The organism is Enterobacter sichuanensis, assembly GCF_009036245.1.
Taxonomy (GTDB): Bacteria; Pseudomonadota; Gammaproteobacteria; order Enterobacterales; family Enterobacteriaceae; genus Enterobacter; species Enterobacter sichuanensis.
The window spans coordinates 2,080,359-2,100,378 of sequence record NZ_CP027986.1 but is presented as its reverse complement, the minus strand read 5'-3'; the positions used below and the strand labels follow the sequence as shown (position 1 = coordinate 2,100,378).

The 20,020-nt window shown below is 55.3% G+C and carries 22 protein-coding genes and 1 pseudogene; 13 read left to right on the top strand and 10 right to left on the bottom strand.

Annotation, left to right across the window (positions count from 1 at the left end; all coding sequences use genetic code 11):
* Positions 1-103: 103 nt before the first annotated feature.
* The 9 genes from C1N69_RS10095 to C1N69_RS10060 all read left to right on the top strand — a co-directional run bounded on the left by C1N69_RS10095 (position 104) and on the right by C1N69_RS10060 (position 6,750).
* On the top strand, positions 104-1,357 hold the full coding sequence (locus C1N69_RS10095) for an MFS transporter (RefSeq protein WP_155031095.1): 1,254 nt from the start codon (positions 104-106) through the stop codon (positions 1,355-1,357).
* A 167-nt stretch (positions 1,358-1,524) separates the two neighbouring features.
* On the top strand, positions 1,525-2,007 hold the full coding sequence (locus C1N69_RS10090; protein WP_059385283.1) for an Hcp family type VI secretion system effector: 483 nt from the start codon (positions 1,525-1,527) through the stop codon (positions 2,005-2,007).
* A gap of 13 nt (positions 2,008-2,020) precedes the next feature.
* Positions 2,021-2,470, top strand: a complete 450-nt coding sequence (locus C1N69_RS10085) for an STM2901 family protein (RefSeq protein WP_059385282.1) — start codon at positions 2,021-2,023, stop codon at positions 2,468-2,470.
* Positions 2,455-2,799: a DUF1493 family protein gene (locus tag C1N69_RS10080; RefSeq protein WP_154232896.1), complete on the top strand. Its 345-nt coding sequence runs from the start codon at positions 2,455-2,457 to the stop codon at positions 2,797-2,799. Before C1N69_RS10085 ends, C1N69_RS10080 begins: the two co-directional genes overlap by 16 nt.
* A 101-nt stretch (positions 2,800-2,900) precedes the next feature.
* Complete coding sequence (locus tag C1N69_RS10075; RefSeq protein ID WP_155031094.1) at positions 2,901-4,388, top strand: carboxypeptidase M32; 1,488 nt, start codon at positions 2,901-2,903, stop codon at positions 4,386-4,388.
* A 163-nt stretch (positions 4,389-4,551) separates the two neighbouring features.
* Positions 4,552-5,091, top strand: a complete 540-nt coding sequence (locus C1N69_RS10070) for a thioredoxin fold domain-containing protein (protein WP_025758611.1) — start codon at positions 4,552-4,554, stop codon at positions 5,089-5,091.
* A 166-nt stretch (positions 5,092-5,257) separates the two neighbouring features.
* Positions 5,258-5,650, top strand: a complete 393-nt coding sequence (gene asr / locus C1N69_RS10065; RefSeq protein WP_045284890.1) for an acid resistance repetitive basic protein Asr — start codon at positions 5,258-5,260, stop codon at positions 5,648-5,650.
* Positions 5,651-5,742: 92 nt separating this feature from the next.
* Entirely contained in the window at positions 5,743-5,826 is an 84-nt protein-coding gene (gene ydgU / locus C1N69_RS23195) for a small membrane protein YdgU (RefSeq protein ID WP_021241182.1), read from the top strand.
* A 102-nt stretch (positions 5,827-5,928) separates the two neighbouring features.
* Positions 5,929-6,750: a trypsin-like serine peptidase gene (locus C1N69_RS10060; RefSeq protein ID WP_045284891.1), complete on the top strand. Its 822-nt coding sequence runs from the start codon at positions 5,929-5,931 to the stop codon at positions 6,748-6,750.
* Position 6,751: 1 nt separating this feature from the next.
* Here C1N69_RS10060 and C1N69_RS10055 read toward each other — a convergent pair whose 3' ends face one another.
* The 4 genes and pseudogenes from C1N69_RS10055 to C1N69_RS23145 form a co-directional block, all read right to left on the bottom strand.
* A complete protein-coding gene (locus tag C1N69_RS10055) occupies positions 6,752-8,914 on the bottom strand; it encodes a bifunctional diguanylate cyclase/phosphodiesterase (protein WP_047958430.1) in 2,163 nt (720 codons plus the stop codon).
* 84 nt (positions 8,915-8,998) lie between these two features.
* Entirely contained in the window at positions 8,999-9,328 is a 330-nt protein-coding gene (gene mdtI / locus C1N69_RS10050; protein WP_025758607.1) for a multidrug/spermidine efflux SMR transporter subunit MdtI, read from the bottom strand.
* Entirely contained in the window at positions 9,315-9,677 is a 363-nt protein-coding gene (gene mdtJ / locus C1N69_RS10045) for a multidrug/spermidine efflux SMR transporter subunit MdtJ (protein ID WP_025758605.1), read from the bottom strand. The genes mdtI and mdtJ overlap by 14 nt, the downstream gene beginning before the upstream one ends.
* 117 nt (positions 9,678-9,794) lie before the next feature.
* Positions 9,795-9,965 (bottom strand): annotated as a pseudogene (locus C1N69_RS23145) (protein YdgV).
* A gap of 133 nt (positions 9,966-10,098) precedes the next feature.
* Between C1N69_RS23145 and C1N69_RS10040 the strand changes: the two are divergent.
* On the top strand, positions 10,099-11,133 hold the full coding sequence (locus C1N69_RS10040) for an AI-2E family transporter (RefSeq protein WP_155031093.1): 1,035 nt from the start codon (positions 10,099-10,101) through the stop codon (positions 11,131-11,133).
* A gap of 3 nt (positions 11,134-11,136) precedes the next feature.
* Here the strand turns inward: C1N69_RS10040 and C1N69_RS10035 are convergent, their stop codons facing one another.
* Positions 11,137-12,084 (bottom strand): zinc-dependent alcohol dehydrogenase family protein, encoded by a 948-nt coding sequence (locus tag C1N69_RS10035; RefSeq protein ID WP_155031092.1) that lies wholly within the window; start codon positions 12,082-12,084, stop codon positions 11,137-11,139.
* A gap of 25 nt (positions 12,085-12,109) precedes the next feature.
* A complete protein-coding gene (locus tag C1N69_RS10030; protein ID WP_059385274.1) occupies positions 12,110-13,135 on the bottom strand; it encodes an LLM class flavin-dependent oxidoreductase in 1,026 nt (341 codons plus the stop codon).
* 178 nt (positions 13,136-13,313) lie between these two features.
* Between C1N69_RS10030 and yajD the strand changes: the two genes are divergently transcribed.
* Positions 13,314-13,661, top strand: coding sequence for an HNH nuclease YajD (yajD, locus tag C1N69_RS10025; RefSeq protein ID WP_003857471.1), 348 nt, complete (start codon positions 13,314-13,316; stop codon positions 13,659-13,661).
* Between the two features lie 374 nt (positions 13,662-14,035).
* Here yajD and C1N69_RS10015 read toward each other — a convergent pair whose 3' ends face one another.
* Positions 14,036-14,803 carry an arylamine N-acetyltransferase family protein gene (locus C1N69_RS10015; RefSeq protein ID WP_155031090.1) on the bottom strand — a complete coding sequence of 256 codons (768 nt, stop codon included), beginning with the start codon at positions 14,801-14,803 and terminating at the stop codon, positions 14,036-14,038.
* Between the two features lie 96 nt (positions 14,804-14,899).
* On the opposite strand from C1N69_RS10015, the gene C1N69_RS10010 reads away from it, so the two are divergent.
* The gene (locus tag C1N69_RS10010) at positions 14,900-16,345 is read left to right on the top strand and encodes an aminotransferase-like domain-containing protein (protein WP_155031089.1); all 1,446 of its coding nucleotides are present in this window, start codon (positions 14,900-14,902) and stop codon (positions 16,343-16,345) included.
* On the opposite strand, the gene C1N69_RS10005 is transcribed toward C1N69_RS10010, so the two are convergent.
* Entirely contained in the window at positions 16,317-17,201 is an 885-nt protein-coding gene (locus tag C1N69_RS10005) for a LysR family transcriptional regulator (RefSeq protein WP_095451556.1), read from the bottom strand. The two genes, C1N69_RS10010 and C1N69_RS10005, sit on opposite strands and share 29 nt — an antisense overlap.
* A gap of 135 nt (positions 17,202-17,336) precedes the next feature.
* On the opposite strand from C1N69_RS10005, the gene C1N69_RS10000 reads away from it, so the two are divergent.
* The gene (locus C1N69_RS10000; protein ID WP_025758593.1) at positions 17,337-18,317 is read left to right on the top strand and encodes an NAD(P)H-dependent flavin oxidoreductase; all 981 of its coding nucleotides are present in this window, start codon (positions 17,337-17,339) and stop codon (positions 18,315-18,317) included.
* A gap of 66 nt (positions 18,318-18,383) precedes the next feature.
* Here the strand turns inward: C1N69_RS10000 and C1N69_RS09995 are convergent, their stop codons facing one another.
* Together C1N69_RS09995 and C1N69_RS09990 are read right to left on the bottom strand one after the other, a co-directional pair.
* Positions 18,384-18,830: a hypothetical protein gene (locus C1N69_RS09995; protein ID WP_095451419.1), complete on the bottom strand. Its 447-nt coding sequence runs from the start codon at positions 18,828-18,830 to the stop codon at positions 18,384-18,386.
* 75 nt (positions 18,831-18,905) lie between these two features.
* Positions 18,906-19,961: an SDR family oxidoreductase gene (locus C1N69_RS09990; protein ID WP_155031088.1), complete on the bottom strand. Its 1,056-nt coding sequence runs from the start codon at positions 19,959-19,961 to the stop codon at positions 18,906-18,908.
* Between the last annotated feature and the right edge of the window lie 59 nt (positions 19,962-20,020).

The window sequence follows — 20,020 nt, the reverse complement described above, 5'->3', positions numbered from 1 at the left end:
GAGATTATTAATATATTAGACAGAATATTTACATTTTCCTACCCTGAAGGTGTGGTCATACCCGTCACCAGAAATCACGGGGATGTTTAAGCAAGGAAACTGTGTGAGTCGTACAACTACGATTGGTATCGATCCGGCAAGCGATATCAATGATTTACCTGCAGCATCGCAGCCGGTTCAGTTCATTAAACGTGGTACCCCCCAATTTATGCGCGTCACGCTGGCGCTCTTTTCAGCCGGTCTGGCAACCTTCGCCCTGCTCTATTGTGTTCAGCCGATCCTGCCCGTGCTTTCGCACGAATTTGGCGTATCACCTGCCAGCAGCAGCGTATCGCTCTCCATTTCAACCGCTATGCTGGCGATTGGCCTGCTCTTTACCGGCCCGCTGTCCGACGCCATCGGCCGTAAACAGGTAATGGTGACCGCCCTGATACTGGCCTCGGTCTGTACGTTGCTCTCAACGATGATGACCAGCTGGCACGGCATTCTGGTGATGCGCGCGCTGATTGGGCTATCGCTCAGCGGCGTGGCGGCGGTCGGGATGACCTACCTCAGCGAGGAGATCCACCCGAGTTTTGTGGCGTTCTCGATGGGGCTTTACATCAGCGGGAACTCGATTGGCGGCATGAGCGGACGCCTGCTGAGCGGGGTTTTCACGGACTTCTTTAGCTGGCGAATTGCGCTGGCGGTGATCGGCTGTTTTGCGCTGGCATCCGCACTGATGTTCTGGAAAATTCTGCCGGAGTCGCGCCATTTTCGTCCAACATCGTTGCGCCCAAAAACGCTGTTTATCAATTTCCGCCTGCACTGGCGCGATAAGGGACTGCCGCACCTGTTCCTGACCGGCTTCCTGCTGATGGGCTCGTTCGTCACGCTGTTTAACTATATTGGCTATCGCCTGATGCTCTCTCCGTGGCATCTGAGCCAGGCGGTGGTGGGTCTGCTTTCCGTGGCGTACCTGACCGGCACCTGGAGTTCGCCGAAAGCCGGGGCGATGACCGCACGCTATGGGCGCGGTCCGGTGATGCTGTTCTTCACGGCAGTGATGCTCGTCGGCCTGCTGCTGACCCTCTTCTCCTCCCTGTGGCTGATTTTTGCCGGCATGCTGCTCTTCTCCGCAGGGTTCTTTGCCGCCCACTCGGTTGCCAGCAGCTGGATTGGCCCGCGCGCACGGCGTGCCAAAGGACAGGCATCGTCGCTGTATCTGTTTAGCTATTATCTGGGTTCCAGCATCGCCGGGACGCTCGGCGGCGTGTTCTGGCATCACTACGGCTGGAACGGCGTGGGCGGCTTTATCGCGCTGATGCTCTGCGCGGCGCTGCTGGTGGGGGGAAGTCTTCATCAGCGTTTGAAATAAACGAACGCTATCCCCCGCCTGTTTTTGTGCGGGGGATGTCTTCTTACGTTAATTAATCTTAATGAATAATTAAGTAAAAACAATTAATTATAACCCTATCGTGCATACAACATCACCCTATCTCTCTGTAAGCTCAGCGCCTTCATTACACGAAAGAGGGATTTAAAGTGGCTATTCCAGGCAATATGTGGCTTTACGATGATGGTGGCGCGCTAATCAAAGGCGGTTGTGATGTGCAGCACAGGGAATACAGTATTGAGTTCAAAGGATTTCATCACAACCTGTCGACACCGACCGATAATCTAACCGGTAAACCTACGGGTAAGCGCATCCACTCCCCGATGATGATCGTAAAGGAATTCGATTACTCATCACCCTATCTCTATAAAGCCGTCGCGACAGGTCAGGCTCTGCAAAAAGCTGAACTCAAGTTCTATAAGATTAATGATGCAGGTCTTGAAGCAGAGTACTTCAATATTCTTCTGGAAGGCGTGCGGATTGTTTCTGTATCACCTGCTATGGCGGCGCCGGGAGACAGCAATAACAACCACCTCGAAACGGTTGAATTGCGCTACGAGAAAATTACGTGGAAGCATAACGACGGCAATATCATTTTCTCTGACGCATGGAATGAACGGGCGACGGCTTAACTGGAGTATTAGTATGGATACAACCGAAGAGATTAACGGAACCTACTTCTACAGAGGCCATTCAAACGTCACGCCAGGTGAGTTACTTGAGATCATTTTTCTGGAGGAGTTCTGTTTGGAATTGGGGATAGATGCCGTTTCAGGTGCGGCAATTTTAGGTGGGCAACCGTGGCTAGTTACTCGGGCAAAACCAGAAGGCGCTACCCTGGGAACAAGCGTTGTTTCAAAGTACGCGCGAATAATTTTACGGGACGCCCGTCTCCCTTTCGGGATTAAAATTCCCACTCCCGTAGGCGTCAGGATGCAGCCAACTAACAAACTCGCAGCGGTAATTGGTCGCTATATCCCATGGCTGGGGTGGGCCTCACTTTCACTGACTCTTCATCGAGTTTCAACGCGTACGCAAGAAAAATACAACTTGATTGCACGACCAAAAGACCGCATAGCGTGGACATCTTTCTAATGAGCATCGTAGACGACGTGTTATTTATGTTTCGGGATGAAATTCCTGGCTATCTGGATAACGACTGGAAAGAAGTTCCTCTGGAACTGGATTCCGATTTATTCGATTCACCAGGCGATGACCTACACGATGCATTAAATCGGTACGAAAAAGAGTTCAACGTCGATTTGTCTGGTGTGAACTGGTCTCGTTATTTTCCCTGGCAGAATACCCCATTGTTAGATCGCTGGTTTAAGCTGAAGCGGGAAGACGTAGAGGCAACCCGCATCCCGTTGACCGTAAGAATGTTCGCAGAGTCCGCAAAAGCAGGAAAGTGGCTCTACGACTGATTGATAAGGGGCTTCGCGCCCCTTGCATCAAAAGTGCACTCATCCTCCCTAAATCACGTTACACTCCCTGAACACTCCCAAAACGATAAGGAAGAACAAGAATGGAAAAAACATCGGCTTATCAGCAACTCACCCGCACCTTCCAGCGCCTCTCCCGTTTCTCGCACCTCTCCTCCATCGCCAGCTGGGACATGTTTACCATGATGCCGCCTGGCGGCAGCGCCGCGCGCGGCGAAGCGCTGGCAGAAATGAGCGTCCTGCAACACCAAATTCTGACCGATAAGAAAGTGGGCGATCTGCTGGCTGCGGCAGCAGGTGAAGATCTGAATGACGTCGAACGCGCCAACCTGAGGGAAATGACGCGTCAATATCAGCAGGCCTCGCTGCTGCCGGAATCGCTGGTGGAGGCCAAATCCCTGGCGGGCAGCAAGTGTGAACACGCCTGGCGCACCCAGCGCCCCGCTAACGACTGGCAGGGCTTTTCCGCCAACCTGAAAGAGGTGGTCAAACTCAGCCGCGAAGAGGCTCGTCTGCGGGCCGAAGCCAAAGGGTGCACACCGTACGACGCACTGCTGGATATTTTTGAGCCCGACATGACCAGCGCCCGTCTGGACGTTCTGTTCGGCGATATGAAATCCTGGCTGCCGGACCTGCTGGCAAGCGTGGTGGAAAAACAGGCTCAACGGTCGTTTGTTCCCCCGCAGGGCCCCTTCCCAACGGCAACACAGCGCGAGCTGGGGCTGGAAGCGATGAAGATGCTCGGCTTCGATTTTAACGGCGGTCGCCTGGACGTGAGTGCGCACCCGTTCTGCGGCGGCGTACCGGAGGACGTGCGCATCACCACGCGCTATGACGAAGATGAACTGCTCAGCGCGCTGTTTGGCGTGATCCACGAAACCGGACACGCGCGCTACGAACAAAACCTGCCGCGCGCCTGGGCAGGACAGCCGATTGCCCTCGCCCGCTCAACCGCGATCCACGAATCCCAAAGCCTGTTCTTTGAAATGCAGCTTGGCCGTAGCGAGGCCTTCCTTAAACATCTTCTCCCTGCGGTGCACGCCCGCTTTGGCAGCCAGGCGGCGTTCAGCGAAGAGAACTTTATCGCCTGGAACCAGCGCGTGAAGCCGGGCTATATCCGCGTGGATGCCGATGAGGTGAGCTACCCGGCGCACGTGGTGCTGCGCTATGAGATTGAGCGCGCGCTGATCAACGGCGAGATCGAGGTGGACGACATTCCCGCCCTGTGGGACGAAAAAATGCAGGCCTGGCTTGGGTTATCAACCAAAGACAACTACCGCAACGGCTGTATGCAGGATATTCACTGGACCGACGGTGGATTTGGTTACTTCCCGTCGTATACGCTGGGGGCCATGTATGCCGCACAGCTGTTCCATGCGGCGAAAACGGCGCTTCCGGATCTGCAGTCCTCAATCGCTGAAGGTGATTTTTCGGCGCTGTTTGACTGGTTGCGCCAGAACATCTGGCAGCATGGCAGCCGCTTTACCACCTCGCAGTTGATTACCCAGGCGACGGGAGAAGATCTCAATATCCGTTACTTCCGCGAACATCTCACTTCACGTTATTTGTAATTCCCTTCTGCCGGAGCGCGCTCCGGCATTTTTCTTGCCCTTCTGCATAAGAAGATGATTTTGCACATTCCTTTCCGAGCGCACTTAAGGTATGTAGTTAAATCCTGGCCATATAAATACACCGCAATCAGGCCAGGGTTAACAATAAATAAAGGGATGAATAATGAAAGGCATAATGAAAACGATGGCGTTAGCCGTACTGTGTGCGACGAGTTTAAGCACCTTCGCGGCCGCGGATAACACTCCGCAAGAAGCATATAACGATATCACCCACTCTCTCGCTGACCTCCAGCCCATCACATTTCAGGCTCCCGCAGAAAAATACAAGCTACTGGTGTTTATTGATAACCAGTGCATCTACTGCAGCAACGTGGTGAAAAACGTCAGGCAGTATACGGATGCCGGTTTGACCATGTCGTTTTTGACCGTTGCCCCCGACGCTATTCGCGACTCGGTCATTGAGGATATGGGGCGCGTCTGGTGTTCAACCGACAGGGTCAAAAGCCTGCAAAAAGCGATGACGGGTTTTTTACCGGATAACGACACAACACAGGCCTGTTCCGACCGTATCGCTCGCCAGTCTGCGCTGGCTGAAAGGCTGGGCATCAACATCACACCGTTCATGGTGGTCATTGAGCCTGAATCACGCTCGATTGTTGGCAGCCAGCCACCGGCTGCAATTCTGGCTGCGTTAAAGAAATAGCCCTCACGTGTACGAACGGGTCTGTTCGTACACGCTTCTCCTCCTTTGTACATTCCGTTACACGCCGATACCAATCACTCACGGAAACCCCGAATTTACAGGGATATAGTTATTTCAACGGCCCCGCAGTGGGGTTAAATGAAAAACCAAATTCGAGGGTATGAACATGAATAAAGTATTAGCTCTGGTTGTTGCCGCTGCTATGGGTCTGTCTTCTGCTGCGTTCGCTGCTGAGACTACTGCAACTGCTCCAGCTGCCGCTGCGCCAGCTGCAACCACCACCGCTGCGCCTGCAAAAGCGGTACACCACAAGAAACATCATAAAGCCGCTAAACCTGCTGCTGAGCAAAAAGCGCAAGCGGCTAAAAAGCACCACAAAAAAGCCGTAAAACAAGACGCGACTAAACCTGCTGTAGAGCAGAAAGCGCAGGCCGCTAAAAAGCACCACAAAAAAGCGACCAAACCAGCTGTAGAACAGAAAGCGCAGGCTGCTAAAAAGCATCACAAAAAAGCAGTAAAACACGAAGCTGCTAAACCAGCTGCACAGCCAGCTGCGTAAGAGTACAAGCTTAACCGTGCCCTTCGGGGCACGTTGGTAAACCGGCGCTGAACCGGAAAAGGTTCCGCGCCGTTTTTTTATCCGGAGGGCGTATGCTGCGACGCTATCGGTTTGAGCTGATTCTGATCCTGCTTATTTTATGCGCGCTCATCGCCAGCCATTTTTATCTTTCCTGAATGTAGCACGCTGATTTTACTCCCACTTTAGCGCTGTCCCGTCTATAGTATTTTCATAGGGTTCACTTTTAATAATCATAATTACCCCCACCAGAGTGTGATATGCGTAAATCTGTTGTGTTGTTACTGGGAACGTTTGGTCTTTTTTCTGGATTCTCACATGCGGATGATGGCGGTGATGACACCATTAGCGCGAAAGAGCTAAAGACGCTTTTTTTCGGTCATGACGATCGCACGCGCGTCGCCGATCCCACCCAGGCCCCCTGGGATGCTATAGGTCAGCTGGAAACCGCCAGCGGTAACTTATGTACCGCCACGTTGATCACCCCGCAGCTTGCCCTGACGGCAGGCCACTGTCTGTTAACGCCACCAAACGGCAAGCCGGATAAAGCAGTTGCCTTGCGCTTTGTGTCGCAAAAAGGCACCTGGCGCTATGAAATCCACGGCATTGAAGGACGGGTGGATCCCTCTCTCGGCAAACGCCTGAAACCGGATGGTGACGGCTGGATTGTGCCACCCGGCGCCGCTTCATGGGACTTTGGCCTGATCGTTTTACGCTACCCGCCTTCAGGTATTACGCCACTGCCGTTATTTGACGGTGATAAAGCCGCCCTTACCGCCGCGCTGAAAGCCGCCGACCGCAAGGTGACGCAATCAGGCTATCCTGTCGATCATCTGGATACGCTTTACACGCACACCGACTGCATTGTGACCGGCTGGGCACAAACCAGCGTACTCTCTCACCAGTGCGATACGTTACCAGGCGATAGCGGCTCACCGCTGATGTTGAAAACGGAAAACGGCTGGCAGTTGATCGGTGTTCAGAGCTCCGCCCCGGCGGCGAAAGACCGCTGGCGTGCCGATAACCGGGCCCTGTCCGTCACCGGTTTTCGCGACCAGCTGGAAGCGCTGGCGCAGCAGTAAATCAGCACCGTCTGACCTGATGTAACGCCTTGATTGACTCTATCGGCATGGGCTGGCTGAACCAAAAACCCTGCAGCTGATCGCAGCCAGCCAGCCGCAGGAGTTTCATTTGCTTTTCGGTTTCGACCCCTTCTGCAACCACCGCCATGCCCAGCGCATTGGCGATCCGCACCGTGCCGCTCACCAGCGCGGCCGCCTGTTCATCATTATCTACCAACCCGGCCAGCGACTTATCGATCTTGATGGTGTCAAAGTTGAAACGCCTTAAATAGCCAATGCTTGAATAACCGGTGCCAAAGTCATCCAGCGCTACCGCGATACCCAACGCTTTCAGGTTGGCTATTGCCATGCGGGCACGCTCCGGGTTTTCCAGCACATAGGACTCGGTGACCTCAAGCTGTAGTCGGTTGGCCGGAAAATCGGTGATCTCCAGCACGCTGGCGACTTTTTCTTCGAAGGCAGGATCGCGAAATTGTGCGGGGGAGATATTAACCGAGAGCGTTAAGTCACTGTACGGCTGCAGATCCTGACAGGCCCGCTGCAACACAAACTGCCCCAGTTTGTAAATCAGGCCACTGGTCTCCGCGATGGTGATAAAGGTATCCGGGCCCAGGGGCCCTTCCGGACGCCGTGGCCAACGGACCAGCGCCTCGACGCTACTCATTTTCTGGCTGTGGGCGTCAATAATCGGCTGATACCAGACCTCGAACTCATCACGCTCCAGGCCGTTACGGATCTGATTCTCAATCGCCAGCTTGCGTTCACGGGCGCTGTTCAGTTCGGCGTCGTAGTGGGTAATCCGCCCTTTCCCGCTCATTTTGGAATGATACATGGCAATATCGGCGCGACGAAACAGCTCGGAGCTGGTGCATTCAATCAGGGTTCCGCTGGCGATACCGATGCTGGCCCCCATATGGATTGTGCGTTCCCCCAGCTGAATCGGGGTGGCGAACGCGTCCAGCACCGAAACGGCAAACGCGGCGGCCCGGGCCTCCGCGTTATCTCCGCCAATGGTCATGGCAAATTCATCCCCGCCCATTCGCGCCAGCATTCCGCCCGGCGGCACGCGTTCATTCAGTGTTTTCGCAATCGCCACAATGAGATCGTCTCCCACGCTGTGACCGTAGATATCATTGACGTCTTTAAAGCCATCCAGATCGATGAACACCACGCTTTTGACGTCGATATCCCCGCGTAAACTCACCCGGTCCAGCGCTTCAATGAGCGCACGCCGGTTCGGCAGACGGCTTAGCCAGTCCGTTCTGGCGACCAGACGCGCCAGACTCTCTCCGCGGGCAAGCTTGTACAGCCCCACGCTGCTTACCAGAATAAACAGCAGGATCAGAGCCGAGGCCAGCACCACAATCTGTCTGATGTCAGAAGAGGCCGCCCGGGCGGCCTGCGCGCCCGGAAGCCGCGCCTGCCAGTTCAGATAGCCGACCAACTCCCCTGCCGCGCTGCGCAGCGGCATGCTCAGCGCGTTGATTTTTTCCGGCGTAAAGTTGAGGTTTTCAATCTGAAAGGTCGCCCCCAGGTCAGATAATATTCGGGCGTTCAGGTGACGGGTAATTACCAGATAACGGCGCGTTCCATCGGTCACCCGCAATCGTCCAACCATTGGGCGTATCAGCCCAATCCCTACAAAGGCGACGCCGCTTCGCGTTTTGCTGATCCCGGCATAGATATTTTTCTCGCTCGCTAAGGCGCGCGCATGCTGGTCAATCAGGGCTTTCAGGCCTTTGCCGAAAAAATCGAGCGTCGTCTCCTGAAAAGGCTGACTTTTAAACGAGCCCCAGATGACATTGAAATGTTCATCCAGCACGAAGGTGCCGTCATAGAGGTTGTTGATTTTAAAGCCGGCGCCCCAGGTGTTGTACAACCAGTCGGTATCCAGCGTGGAGCGGTAAGCCTCCCGCACCGCATCGTCCCAGACGGCGTTATCAAGCACCAGTGAGGAGACGCGATTCACCGATGTCTGAATGGCGCCCTGCACGGAAAGCGCCGTGCGGTGTTCATCAATTTCATTGGTTTTGGTACTGATAAGATGCAGGGAAAGATAGAGAAGTGCGACGATGGAGATAATTAAGCCGATCCCCGCCATGAAGACCATGGCAAACAACGTTCTCGCATTGGGAATATTGCGCCAGCTTAATGTGCGATACATCAGCCATCCTCTTCACGGTTTTGCTTTTCTAAGCGTAATACAGGCAGCGAATTTCGCTGCCTGTAAATCATGGCGTGAAGTCTGTCAGGCTAGTTTTATCATGATCATGCCGGCAAGCAGCAGTATAAGCCCGATCCAGCCTTTGTTATTTAAACGCTGCCCGAAGAGTACCCAGCCTGCGGCCAGCGTGGCGGCGATACCAAAACCGCCCCACAGCGCATAGGCCACCGACAGGTCGATCCCTTTGACTGCCTGGGACAGGGCGCTGAATGCCCCCAGCACCGCGGCAATCGACAGCAGGCCATAAACTTTACGACGGAAACCGTCGGAGAATTTCAGCAGAACGTTCGCCAGAATTTCCAGCACGATGGCAAGCCCCAGCCAGGCCGCATGAACCCACTCAAACTGTTGCATGGTTCTGCTCCTTCAGCTGTTTAGTCGGTTTACGGGTACCCGATTTAATCAGCACAATACCCGCGACCAGCGTTGTTAAGCCAGCGATCTTCATGGTTGTTAATGTTTCGTCAAATATCAGCACGCTGAACAGCGTAATTAATAAAATGCCGATCCCTTCCCACAGGGCATATGCGACACCCAGCGCAATTTTCTTCACCGCAAACGAGAGGAAAATATAAGAAAGGGAAATCATCACCAGCATTAAAATAAATCCGGTATTACCCTCGCTGACGCTTGCCCATTTCATCGACAGCGTGCCGGTAATTTCCGCGATAATTGCCAGAGCTAAAAGGATCCAGTAAAACATGTTTTTCTCCTGCTTGAGAATATAATCCATCGTGGCTCGCTGTACGCAGCAAACCAAAAAATACGAATTGAAATCAGATAGCTAAGCGCTTAGCGCCAGCTCAGGCAGAAGATATGACTATAGTGCGGTGCGCCAGTGTTGCTCACCAGAAAGCAGGTAAAAAGAGGTGAAAAATACAGCCGTGTGGTTTGAAGAGTACGTCCTGAACATATTGTCCATAAAATTACAATTATCCGCGGTGTTGCTTCTCGTCTTTGCGGATCAAAATTGTCCTCGGTAGTTGAACACGCCAAATTTGTACCATAAGCCAGGATTTAACTCAAAGTCTTTGCAATTCTTTACTCATCCCGTTTGATTTTGGTTAGTTTATTGCATCGCCCTTCACCTTTATTATAAATAAAAAGAACATTGCGGAGTCACCATGGCCAAACCCATCATTACCCTGAACGGGTTAAAAACTGTCATCATGCTGGGCATGCTGGTGATTATACTGACAGGCGTTCGCGTTGCCGCCGACATCATTGTGCCGTTTATTCTGGCGCTGTTTATTGCGGTGATCCTTAACCCACTGGTGCAGCGCATGACGCGGCTACGCATCCCGCGCGTGCTGGCGATCACGCTGCTTATCAGCATTATTATTATTGCCATGGTCTTGCTGGTGGCCTATCTCGGCACTTCGCTGAATGAGCTGGCCCGAACGCTACCGAAATACCGCTCTTCGCTGGCAATACCGCTGCTGCAGATTGAACCCTGGCTGCAGCGCGCGGGGATCGAAGTCTCGGTCGAAGAGCTCCTTAAATATATTGACCCCAATGCGGCCATGACAGTTGTCACCAGCCTGCTGACGCAGCTTTCCAATGCCATGACCTCCATTTTCCTGCTGTTCTTAACGGTGGTGTTTATGCTGCTGGAGGTGCCCCAGCTGCCGGCGAAGCTGCAGCAGATCATGGTCCGGCCGGTTGAGGGAATGGGGGCCATTCAACGTGCGCTGGACAGCGTTTCCCGCTATCTGGTGCTGAAAACGGCTATTAGCCTGGTGACGGGCGCTGTCGTCTGGTTGATGCTGCTGGCGCTGGACGTCCGCTTTGCGTTTGTCTGGGGATTACTGGCGTTTGCGCTCAACTATATTCCCAACATCGGGTCGGTGCTGGCGGCGATCCCCCCTATCCTTCAGGTGCTGGTGTTCAGTGGGTTCTATGACGCGCTGGTCCTGCTGGCCGGATATCTGGCGATCAATCTGGTGTTCGGCAATATTCTTGAGCCTCGCATGATGGGGCGAGGGCTGGGGCTCTCCACGCTGGTGGTCTTTTTGTCCCTGATATTCTGGGGCTGGCTGCTCGGGCCCGTAGGGATGCTGCTCTCCGTCCCGCTGACCATCATCGTCAAAATTGCTCTGGAACAGACGGCGGGCGGGCAAAGTATCGCCGTGCTGCTAAGCGATATGAGCCATCAGTAGCGGTCAGTCCATCATTGACAGGAGGGGCTTGCAGGTCCTTCCATCTTCACGATAAGCACTGAGCGCCCTCTGCCATTCCGCCAGGGGGTATACCGCGACATCGCTGTACCGGCTGGCGGGCAGGCGAAGCCAGATGCGATCGAACGCCGCGCGCCACGTCTCCGCGCTGAGCGCATCCAGGCCGTTACGGATATGGAACCACGCCACGCGTGGCTCAGGACGCAGCTGTCGGAAAGTCTGGCCGGAGAGCAGTCCGTAGCAGACAAACATCCCCTGCCCGGGCATCACGCTGAGGATCGCTTCCGCAAGCGGCCCGCCGGTGGCATCGTAAACGACGTCGCTGCGCGCGGCGACGGAGGCGATCCGCTGCGCGTCATGCTGCGCAACAGGAATGATCCCCATCGCCTCCAGCCGTTGCGCATGAACCGCAGAGCGGTGAATACCGTACACCGCTTCCGCCCCCGCCTGACGCACCCACTGCCCCAGCAGAATGCCGCAATCCGATCCTGCAGCCGTAAGCAACACCCGTTTTCCCTGAGCGGGGTAGCGGGTCAGCATCATCTGCGCCGCCAGCGGATTGATATAGGCCCGCGCGGCCAGATGCACGTCAATGGTGTCCGGTACGGGTATCGCATACTCTGCCGGGCTGTCCACATAGCGCTGCCAGGTGCCTTGCCCACGCAGCGGCAGAACACGTTTACCCAGCAGATGACTAAACGACGCGGGAGCCTGAGTAACGACACCGACGCCTTCATACCCCGCTACCGCCGGTAACGGGGTTCTGTGCCGATAGGCACCCGTGATGGGAATGAGATCGGACGCATTGACTGGCGAAAACAGCATCCGGACACGGAGATGACCCGGTGCTAGCGCCCCCAATGACGCGGTTTCAGGTTGCAGAACAGATTCTGGCTCGCCAAACCGGCGATACCAAAGGGCCAGGTTTTCCATAACGATCTCAAGGCTGATAGCGGAACTACTCGCGCCAGCCCATTGCCGGTGCGACATGTTTGAGAATGGACTCAATCACGTGCGCATTATAATCCACACCGAGCTGGTTCGGCACGGTCAGTAAGAGCGTATCGGCCTCGGCAATCGCCTCGTCCTTTTTCAGCTGTTCAATGAGCTTATCCGGCTCCGCGGCATAGCTGCGCCCGAAGATGGCGCGCGTTTTCTCATCCAGGTAACCCACGCTATCGCTGTCGTTGCGGCTGGCACCGAAATACATCCGGTCACGGTCGTCCATCAGCGCAAAAATACTGCGGCTAACCGACACGCGCGGCTCGCGCGTATGCCCTGCGTCTTTCCAGGCCTGACGGTAGGCGCGGATCTGTTTTGCCTGCTGAATATGGAACGGCTCACCGGTTTCATCGTCTTTCAGGGTTGAACTTTGCAGATTCATGCCCAGTTTTGCCGCCCATACCGCCGTCGCATTAGAACCCGCGCCCCACCAGATACGCTCGCGCAGCCCTTCTGAATAAGGCTCCAGACGCAGCAGCCCCGGCGGATTGGGGAACATTGGCTGCGGGTTTGGTTTGGCAAACCCTTCCCCACGCAGCACCTCAAGCAGCACCTCGGTATGACGACGCGCCATATCCGACTCGTTTTCCCCTTCCTGCGGGACATAGCCGAAATGCCGCCAGCCATCAATAACCTGTTCCGGAGAGCCGCGGCTAATGCCAAGCTGCAAACGACCGCCGGAAATCAGATCCGCCGCACCCGCATCCTCGGCCATATACAGCGGATTTTCGTAACGCATATCGATCACGCCCGTGCCGATTTCGATGGTTTTCGTTTTTGCGCCAATGGCGGCCAGCAGAGGGAACGGCGAGCTAAGCTGTCGGGCGAAGTGGTGCACACGGAAATAGGCGCCGTCTGCCCCCAGCTCTTCAGCCGCCACGGCTAAATCGATGGACTGCAGCAGCGTATCTGCCGCTGAGCGCGTGCCGGACTGCGGAGAAGGTGTCCAGTGACCAAACGATAAAAACCCGATCTTTTTCATTACGATGTGTCCTGAGAATGCGTTGCGTGCTGTCCACTTTACGCATTACCCGCTAAGAATAAATGCCGTTTATTTAACGGAATGGTTCAAATAAATTGACATAACTGACGGGTTCGTCACGACGCAACGTTATGGGATATACTATTCCCCACTCTTTTTATGGCAGGTAAAACCGGCAATGGCTTTGATCCCCAAAAACTACGCGCGGCTGGAAAGCGGCTATCGCGAAAAAGCATTAAAAATCTATCCCTGGGTGTGTGGACGCTGCTCGCGCGAGTTTGTCTATTCCAATCTGCGTGAACTCACGGTTCACCATATCGATCACGACCATACCAACAACCCGGAAGATGGCAGCAACTGGGAACTGCTGTGCCTGTTTTGCCACGATCACGAACATTCGAAATACACCGAAGCGGATCAGTACGGTACTACCGTGGTTGCCGGGGAAGACGCGCAAAAAGACGTGGGCGTCGCCACGTTTAACCCGTTTGCCGATTTAAAGGCGATGATGGATAAGAAGAAGTAATCATTCACCGCCCATACCTGCCGTATGGGCGGCTCAGGAAAAGGATATAAGCCTTGGATACCCTCCACTGCTACTGGGATACGTTTTATAACGCCTACGGTTTACTTTTCACGAGAATAATTAGCCTCATACTTCTGGTCTGGCTGTGTCATGATTTTCTGCGCCGCATAAGGAAAAACGCCTCTGACGCCGCTGGCCCGATCGCAGAAGCCGATGCCCGGGAGCGGTATCAATGGCGTTTTCACTTGTGGTCATTGCGGACGGTACAAATCCTCTGCCTGCTCTCTCTTTTCTGGATGCTTATTAAGGGACTCTTTGCCTGACCCTTTCCCTGGTTAAAATGTCCAGGTGATTGCGGCGGTTGCCCCTACAGATTACGCGGCGGTCAGTGCAAAACGGTCTTTCAGGACATGGCGTATGTCCTCCTCCGCCAGCTGCCGCGTTTCAGTGCCGTTCGCCGTGATGGTTTTCAGCATATCGCCCAACAAAATCTGGCGTCCTTCCTTGCGATGCTGCACCACCACCAGTTTCTGCACAAAAATAGCGTCAGGATGCGTGGAGTTAAGGTAGTTGGCCGGGACGAAATCAATCCACTCCTGAGGGGTAAGGTCGAAGCCGTACTGACGGGCCCACTCACCCTCAACCTTCGCCTGAAGAAGATATTCGCCCTCCGCGCTGCGACTCAGGCGAAACGTGTCGAAATCCTGCGTGATATCCACGTCAAGCGTGTCCAGCGCCATCGGCGCACGAATGCCATAGCTGCCAAAGCCAAGATCGCAAAGCCACTGTCGGTTCTCCACTTCGGCGATTAACGCCATATGGGTTTTCGGCCTCCGCACGGGGTAGAACATCGGGCGCGCCGCCACGAAACGGTAAGGGATACCTAACGCCGCCAGCGCCATGGCAAAAAGCCCGTTCACCTCATAGCAGTAGCCACCGCGCCCTTTCTTTAACACTTTATCGGCAATGTCGTCTGGCGCCAGCGAGACAATTTTGCCCGCCTGCACGTCCAGATTTTCAAACGGGACTGAAAAGAGCTGATGACGCATAAGGGCATGCAGGGTAGCCGTATCGGCAGCCGCCGGTCCGCTGTAGTTTATGCGTTTGAAATAGGAAGAAATGTCGAAATTTTCGTTGTGCATAATGCCTCCTTGTCATGAACATGTCGGACACTATAGATGGCGCACATCATTGGCTGTATAGTCAGTTTTATCGAAAATTAGCCTGAACAGATACCCATGTCTGCCCCCTCCCCACACTATCGCCGTATTGCTGAGATGTTGCGCCTCACGCTCTCTTCTGGCGCATTGCAAGTCGGTGACCGCATGATCTCCGCACGTAAACTGGCCGAACGCGAGTGCGTTAGCCTCCCGACGGCGCTGGAAGCCCTTCGCTGTCTCGAGGCGGAAGGGCTGATTGTTGCGCGGCCACGTTCAGGTTATTACGTCCATCAGGCCCGTCTCCCTCCGCGCGTGGAACCCTCCCGTTCCCCGTCAGGCCCGGTCCCTGTCACTATGTCCGCCGTGGCCCGATCGCTGTTCAGCAGTGCAGAGGCTCGTCTGATCCCGCTGGGCGCCGCCCTGCCCGATCCTGCGTGGCTGCCGGGTGATGCGCTGCAACGGGCGTTGCACTCCGCGGGGCGTCGTCTGGACGCGCACGGGCAGAGCTATAGCCTGCCTCCGGGAAGGGGAGATTTGCGAAGTAAGATTGCCGCGCGGGCTGCGCAGTGGGGAGCCCGGTTCGGCGCGGACGATCTCATTATCACCGCGGGCGCGACGCAGGCGCTACGCCTGGCCCTGCGGGCAGTGTGTCAGCCTGGGGATGTCGTGGCGATTGAACAGCCAGCCTACTTTGGCACGCTCCTGCTGCTGGAAGATTTAGGCCTGAAGGCCTTAGAAATCCCTACCGATCCTGTTGAAGGTCTGTTACTGGAACCGCTGGCAGACGCCATGCGCTGCCACCGTCCCGCAGCCGTTCTGGCCTCACCCACCGTGCAAAATCCGCTGGGCGCCAGTATGCCCGTCGCGCGCAAGCAGGAACTGGTTACCCTGCTTGAAGGCGCAGGTATTCCTTTGATAGAGGACGATGTCTACGGAGACCTGGTCGGCGAAGGGCAACGTCCGCCTGCCTGTAAGGCGTTCGACCAGAGCGGAAATGTGATTTACTGCAGTTCCCTGTCTAAAACGCTTGCCCCGGGCTGGCGAATCGGCTGGATTGCCGCCGGACGCTACCACACTCAGGTCTTACAGACCCGCATGGCCGGAGACTGGGCAGGCACGCCGCTGCTGGAAGCCGCGACGAGTGAGGTGCTGGCAAGCGGCGACTACGATCGTCACCTGCGCCGGCTAAAGCGCCGGATCGCAGCGGGAATACGCGCCGTCGTGGCGCGAGTCGAAGCCAGTTTCCCACCCGGTACGCGCCTTAACGTACCCGCAGCCGGTTTTCTGCTGTGGGTAGAACTCCCTCAGCAGGTCAACGCGCTGGAGGTGCATCGCCGCGCGCTGGCGCTGGGCATCGGCGTCAGCCCTGGTCCCCTGTTTTCCCCGGGGGCAGAATTAACGCATTTTCTGCGGCTGAACTGCGCAAACGAACCGACACCCCGCCTGCTGAACGCCGTGGAGCAGATTGGCGCGCTGTGTCACACGCTGGCTGTTTTCACACCAGACTCTCCAGCCACTCGGTAAAGACCCGCACCTTGCGGGAGAGATGGCGGTGTGGGTAGAGCAGTGACAGCTTGCGATCCGGGGAGCGATAGTCTGGCAGGACTTCAACCAGAAGACCGCGGTCAAGGTAAGGCTGGAGAAAGAGGTTCATCCCCTGCATTAACCCCAGCCCGGCCAGGCCTGCCGCGATGTAGGCCTCGGAGTTATCCACCACGAGCTTACCGGGTAGCGCGATCTCCGCGACGCCTTCTGGCGTGGTAAACGTCCACGGCTGAATGTGTCTGCTGCTGTTATTAATCCAGTTGATGGCCTGATGCTTCCGTAAATCCTCCAGCGTTTCTGGCGTACCGTGTTGTGCCAGCCAGGCCGGACTGGCACAGGTCGTAATTTTAATGTTCCCGATTTTACGCGCGATATAATCGCCGTCGTCCAGCTCGCCCACCCGCAGCACACAGTCCAGCCCATCCCGCAGCATATCCCGACGGCGGTCCGAGCTGCTCAGAATGATGTCAATCTCGGGATGCTGGCGATAAAAATCAGGCAGGTTGGGTATCACCCGCAACGCCGCAAACGAGATGGGCATATCGATTCGCAGCTGGCCGTGTATCGGCCGATCGGCGCCAAACGATTCCAGTAATTCGTCCGCCTGCGCCAGCAGGGGTTTACTCCGGCGATAAAATGCTTCTCCATCCGGGGTCAGGCTAATCCGACGCGTGGTGCGTTGCAGTAGCCGCGTGCCGCTGTGCTGCTCCAGTAGCTGCAACGCTTTGGTGACGGCCGGGCGATGGACCCGCAGATTCTCCGCCGCCTGGGTAAGGCTCCCTGATTCGACAATCTCAATAAAAATTCTTATGGATTCAAAGAGGTTTATTTGCATAAGGGATGCTTTTGCCGTAAGGAGGATAAGATTATTGTTATTAATTTTATAACAGTGATGAATATTTTTGGCTATTTTTCCTAACAATCTTGCGCCCTACACTCTCCTCCATTCAAACGTAAGGGAGAGTCTGCTGTGAAAAATAACCGTATCTGTCAGATCCTTGGCATCGAAAAACCTGTTATTCAGGGACCGCTATCCTGGCTCACTGACGCCCGCTTAGTCGCTGCAGTCAGCAATGCCGGTGGGCTTGGTGTGCTGGGCCCCAACGCCGGCTTAACCGCCGACACCGCGGTCTCCACGCCGGAAGAGACCGCCGAAAAAATGCGGGAAGAGATTCGTAAAACGAAGCGGCTGACCGAAAAGCCCTTTGGCGTGAACCTGATCCCCACGGCCGTTAACGACGTCTGGACAGGCCCTATCCTTCAGGTGGTGAAAGAGGAAGGCGTCAGGGCCGTTGTGTATACGGGCTATGGGGAAGGCAGCATTATTCCGGCGCTGTTCAGCGAGCTAAAAGAGGCGGGTATCGCCATTATCTACCGCGACATCAACCCCACCCCGGAAAACACCCGCCTCGCAGAAGACGCGGGGGCAGACATTATCGTTGCCACCGGTTTTGATGAGGGCGGAACGTTACCCGCCACGGCGCTTGGCACCTTTTCCATCGTGCCGCTGATTGCCGATGCCGTGAAGCATATTCCGGTGATGGCGGCGGGCGGCATTACCGATAATCGCACCGCCAGAGCGGCGCACACCTTAGGCGCTGAAGGCGTATTTGCCGGCTCGGTGTTTATCAGTACGGAAGAAAGCCGCGTGCCGCAGGGGGTCAAAGATAAAATTGTTGCCGCCAACGGTCTCGATTTACTGCTTTTCCGCACCGTCCCCCATTACTACCGCTCTCTTCCCGGCAGGCTGGCGGAAAAACTGGCAGCGATGGATAAAGCTGGCGCAAGCAACGAAGCGCTGGGCAAGGCGATGGGAGGTTTACGGGGCCTGCGCCTGGGCATGCTGGAAAATAACACCGATGAGGGCTATATCGCGCTCGGCACGGGAATTGGAAATATTCACAGCGTGAAAAGCGTGGCCGAGGTGGTTAATGCGTTAACGGTTGAGTAAGCCCTTAACCCTGATGCTCCGGACGCTCCCCACGGGCGGCGTCCGCAAACCGTCTGCGGTTGTTTTTCATAAATTGAGCAATGAGCGTTCTTTCACGACAGCGTCAGGATTGGCTCTTTTTACCGCTGCCAGAAAAGCCGTGAAGTTATGATTCCAGAGGGTAAGATTGTTATAAAACTGCACCTGCTTTTCATTAGCACCGTCACGGTAAATAACAATCCAGACCCGTCTGCTATTTATCTCGGTATTCCCCGGCCCGATCTTAATGATATTCGCCAGCGCAATTTTACGGGTGGCGTTATTTTTAACCTCATATAAAAACTGGTCATCATAAAACCAGGTTTTACCTGCATTCCCGCCAAATATTGACGGGTTAGCGGATATTTTTTTCATCCCGTTGCGGTCTGTAATGATGCGTTTTGCCTGACGAATACGTCTGATAAAAAAACCGGACAATATGAAAAGCGCGATGAGGGGCAGCGCGACTGATATTATTTTTAGACTCTCGTGCATATCCCTGCCCCACCCTACATGATTCTCAAGACGTGAGTATAACGCGCCGATCGTTGATGACAACAACCCTTAGAGTCAGGGAATAATCCGCGCGGTTCTCAGCTGCGCGAACAGGCTGAAAAACATCTCATCGGTCGCCTGCATTCGCGTGAAGCCCGACCGCCGGAGTTTGCTCCCGTCACCGAACATGTCGTAATGCCAGCTAAAGACGAAATCGGCAAACTGCCCGTCGCTCAGTTTCAGAATATCCGCTTCCACCAGCCGTTCCCCGGCAAGCTCGCGCCAGACGTCGCGATAATCCGTAAACAGCAGGCGAAATGACAACCTCACCGGCGGCGCAGTGTCCAGCTCAAACCAGCGAGCGATGCGCGGCCACAGCTCGCTCCAGCGCCAGATATCGCCATTATTCACGTTGAATGCCTGATTCTGTGCCGCAGGTGACGTGGCGGCCCATAGGGTGGCTTCGGCCAGCAGCCCGGCGTCGGTATGGTCAACAATACTGTGCCAGGTCTGTTCCGAACCGGGAAAACGCAGCGGTAACCCCTGAGCCTTGCACAGCGAAGCGTACAGGGCAATGCTCAGCGCAAGGTTCATGGTATTGCCCGGCACTGAACTTCCCACCACGCCCGGCCTGATGGCGTTCCAGTGCCAGCGTTTCCCGCGCTGAAACTGGCTGAGCCAGGTGAGCTGCGCGGCGTTAAATTCCGCCCCCGGCACGCCGGGATCGCTTTCGCGCGCCGGGGTTTTAAACGGCCCCAGATGTGCACCGTAGACTTTGTACCCCTGCATCAGGCTTACCGTCTGCAAAGGCGCCGTTTTTTCAAGCGTGCTGACCAGATTACGCAGCATTGTAACGTTCGGCTCGACCATGTCCGTCCAGTTCGCCGCGTTCGCCCAGGCGCTGTAAAAGAGATGAGTGATGCCATCCAGGACGCGCAGCGCCCGGGCGCTGTCCTGCGCATCCAGTAAATCGACGTTCACCATCGGAATGCCGTCCGGATGGGTGACGCCGTGGCGACTGAGGCCGATCACCTCCCACTTATGATGCAGGAGCGTCCTGACAAGCTGTCTGCCGACAATGCCGCTGGCCCCCGCGATCAACGCGACGTTGTGTTGCTCTCTTTTGTTCATGGTGTTTCTCCAGAATGAGTGACAGATGCAGTGTCATATATTATTTTTTTAGCGGATAT

Coding starts and splice junctions, on each gene's coding strand:
- C1N69_RS10005 (WP_095451556.1), bottom strand. CDS start 17,201: ATGCAAATAAACCTCTTTGAATCCATAAGAATTTTTATTGAGATTGTC.
- mdtI (WP_025758607.1), bottom strand. CDS start 9,328: ATGCAACAGTTTGAGTGGGTTCATGCGGCCTGGCTGGGGCTTGCCATC.
- yajD (WP_003857471.1), top strand. CDS start 13,314: ATGGCTTTGATCCCCAAAAACTACGCGCGGCTGGAAAGCGGCTATCGC.
- ydgU (WP_021241182.1), top strand. CDS start 5,743: ATGCTGCGACGCTATCGGTTTGAGCTGATTCTGATCCTGCTTATTTTA.
- C1N69_RS09990 (WP_155031088.1), bottom strand. CDS start 19,961: ATGAACAAAAGAGAGCAACACAACGTCGCGTTGATCGCGGGGGCCAGC.
- C1N69_RS10010 (WP_155031089.1), top strand. CDS start 14,900: ATGTCTGCCCCCTCCCCACACTATCGCCGTATTGCTGAGATGTTGCGC.
- C1N69_RS10085 (WP_059385282.1), top strand. CDS start 2,021: ATGGATACAACCGAAGAGATTAACGGAACCTACTTCTACAGAGGCCAT.
- C1N69_RS10060 (WP_045284891.1), top strand. CDS start 5,929: ATGCGTAAATCTGTTGTGTTGTTACTGGGAACGTTTGGTCTTTTTTCT.
- asr (WP_045284890.1), top strand. CDS start 5,258: ATGAATAAAGTATTAGCTCTGGTTGTTGCCGCTGCTATGGGTCTGTCT.
- C1N69_RS10030 (WP_059385274.1), bottom strand. CDS start 13,135: ATGAAAAAGATCGGGTTTTTATCGTTTGGTCACTGGACACCTTCTCCG.
- C1N69_RS10075 (WP_155031094.1), top strand. CDS start 2,901: ATGGAAAAAACATCGGCTTATCAGCAACTCACCCGCACCTTCCAGCGC.
- C1N69_RS10035 (WP_155031092.1), bottom strand. CDS start 12,084: ATGGAAAACCTGGCCCTTTGGTATCGCCGGTTTGGCGAGCCAGAATCT.
- mdtJ (WP_025758605.1), bottom strand. CDS start 9,677: ATGTTTTACTGGATCCTTTTAGCTCTGGCAATTATCGCGGAAATTACC.
- C1N69_RS09995 (WP_095451419.1), bottom strand. CDS start 18,830: ATGCACGAGAGTCTAAAAATAATATCAGTCGCGCTGCCCCTCATCGCG.
- C1N69_RS10055 (WP_047958430.1), bottom strand. CDS start 8,914: ATGTATCGCACATTAAGCTGGCGCAATATTCCCAATGCGAGAACGTTG.
- C1N69_RS10015 (WP_155031090.1), bottom strand. CDS start 14,803: ATGCACAACGAAAATTTCGACATTTCTTCCTATTTCAAACGCATAAAC.
- C1N69_RS10040 (WP_155031093.1), top strand. CDS start 10,099: ATGGCCAAACCCATCATTACCCTGAACGGGTTAAAAACTGTCATCATG.
- C1N69_RS10070 (WP_025758611.1), top strand. CDS start 4,552: ATGAAAGGCATAATGAAAACGATGGCGTTAGCCGTACTGTGTGCGACG.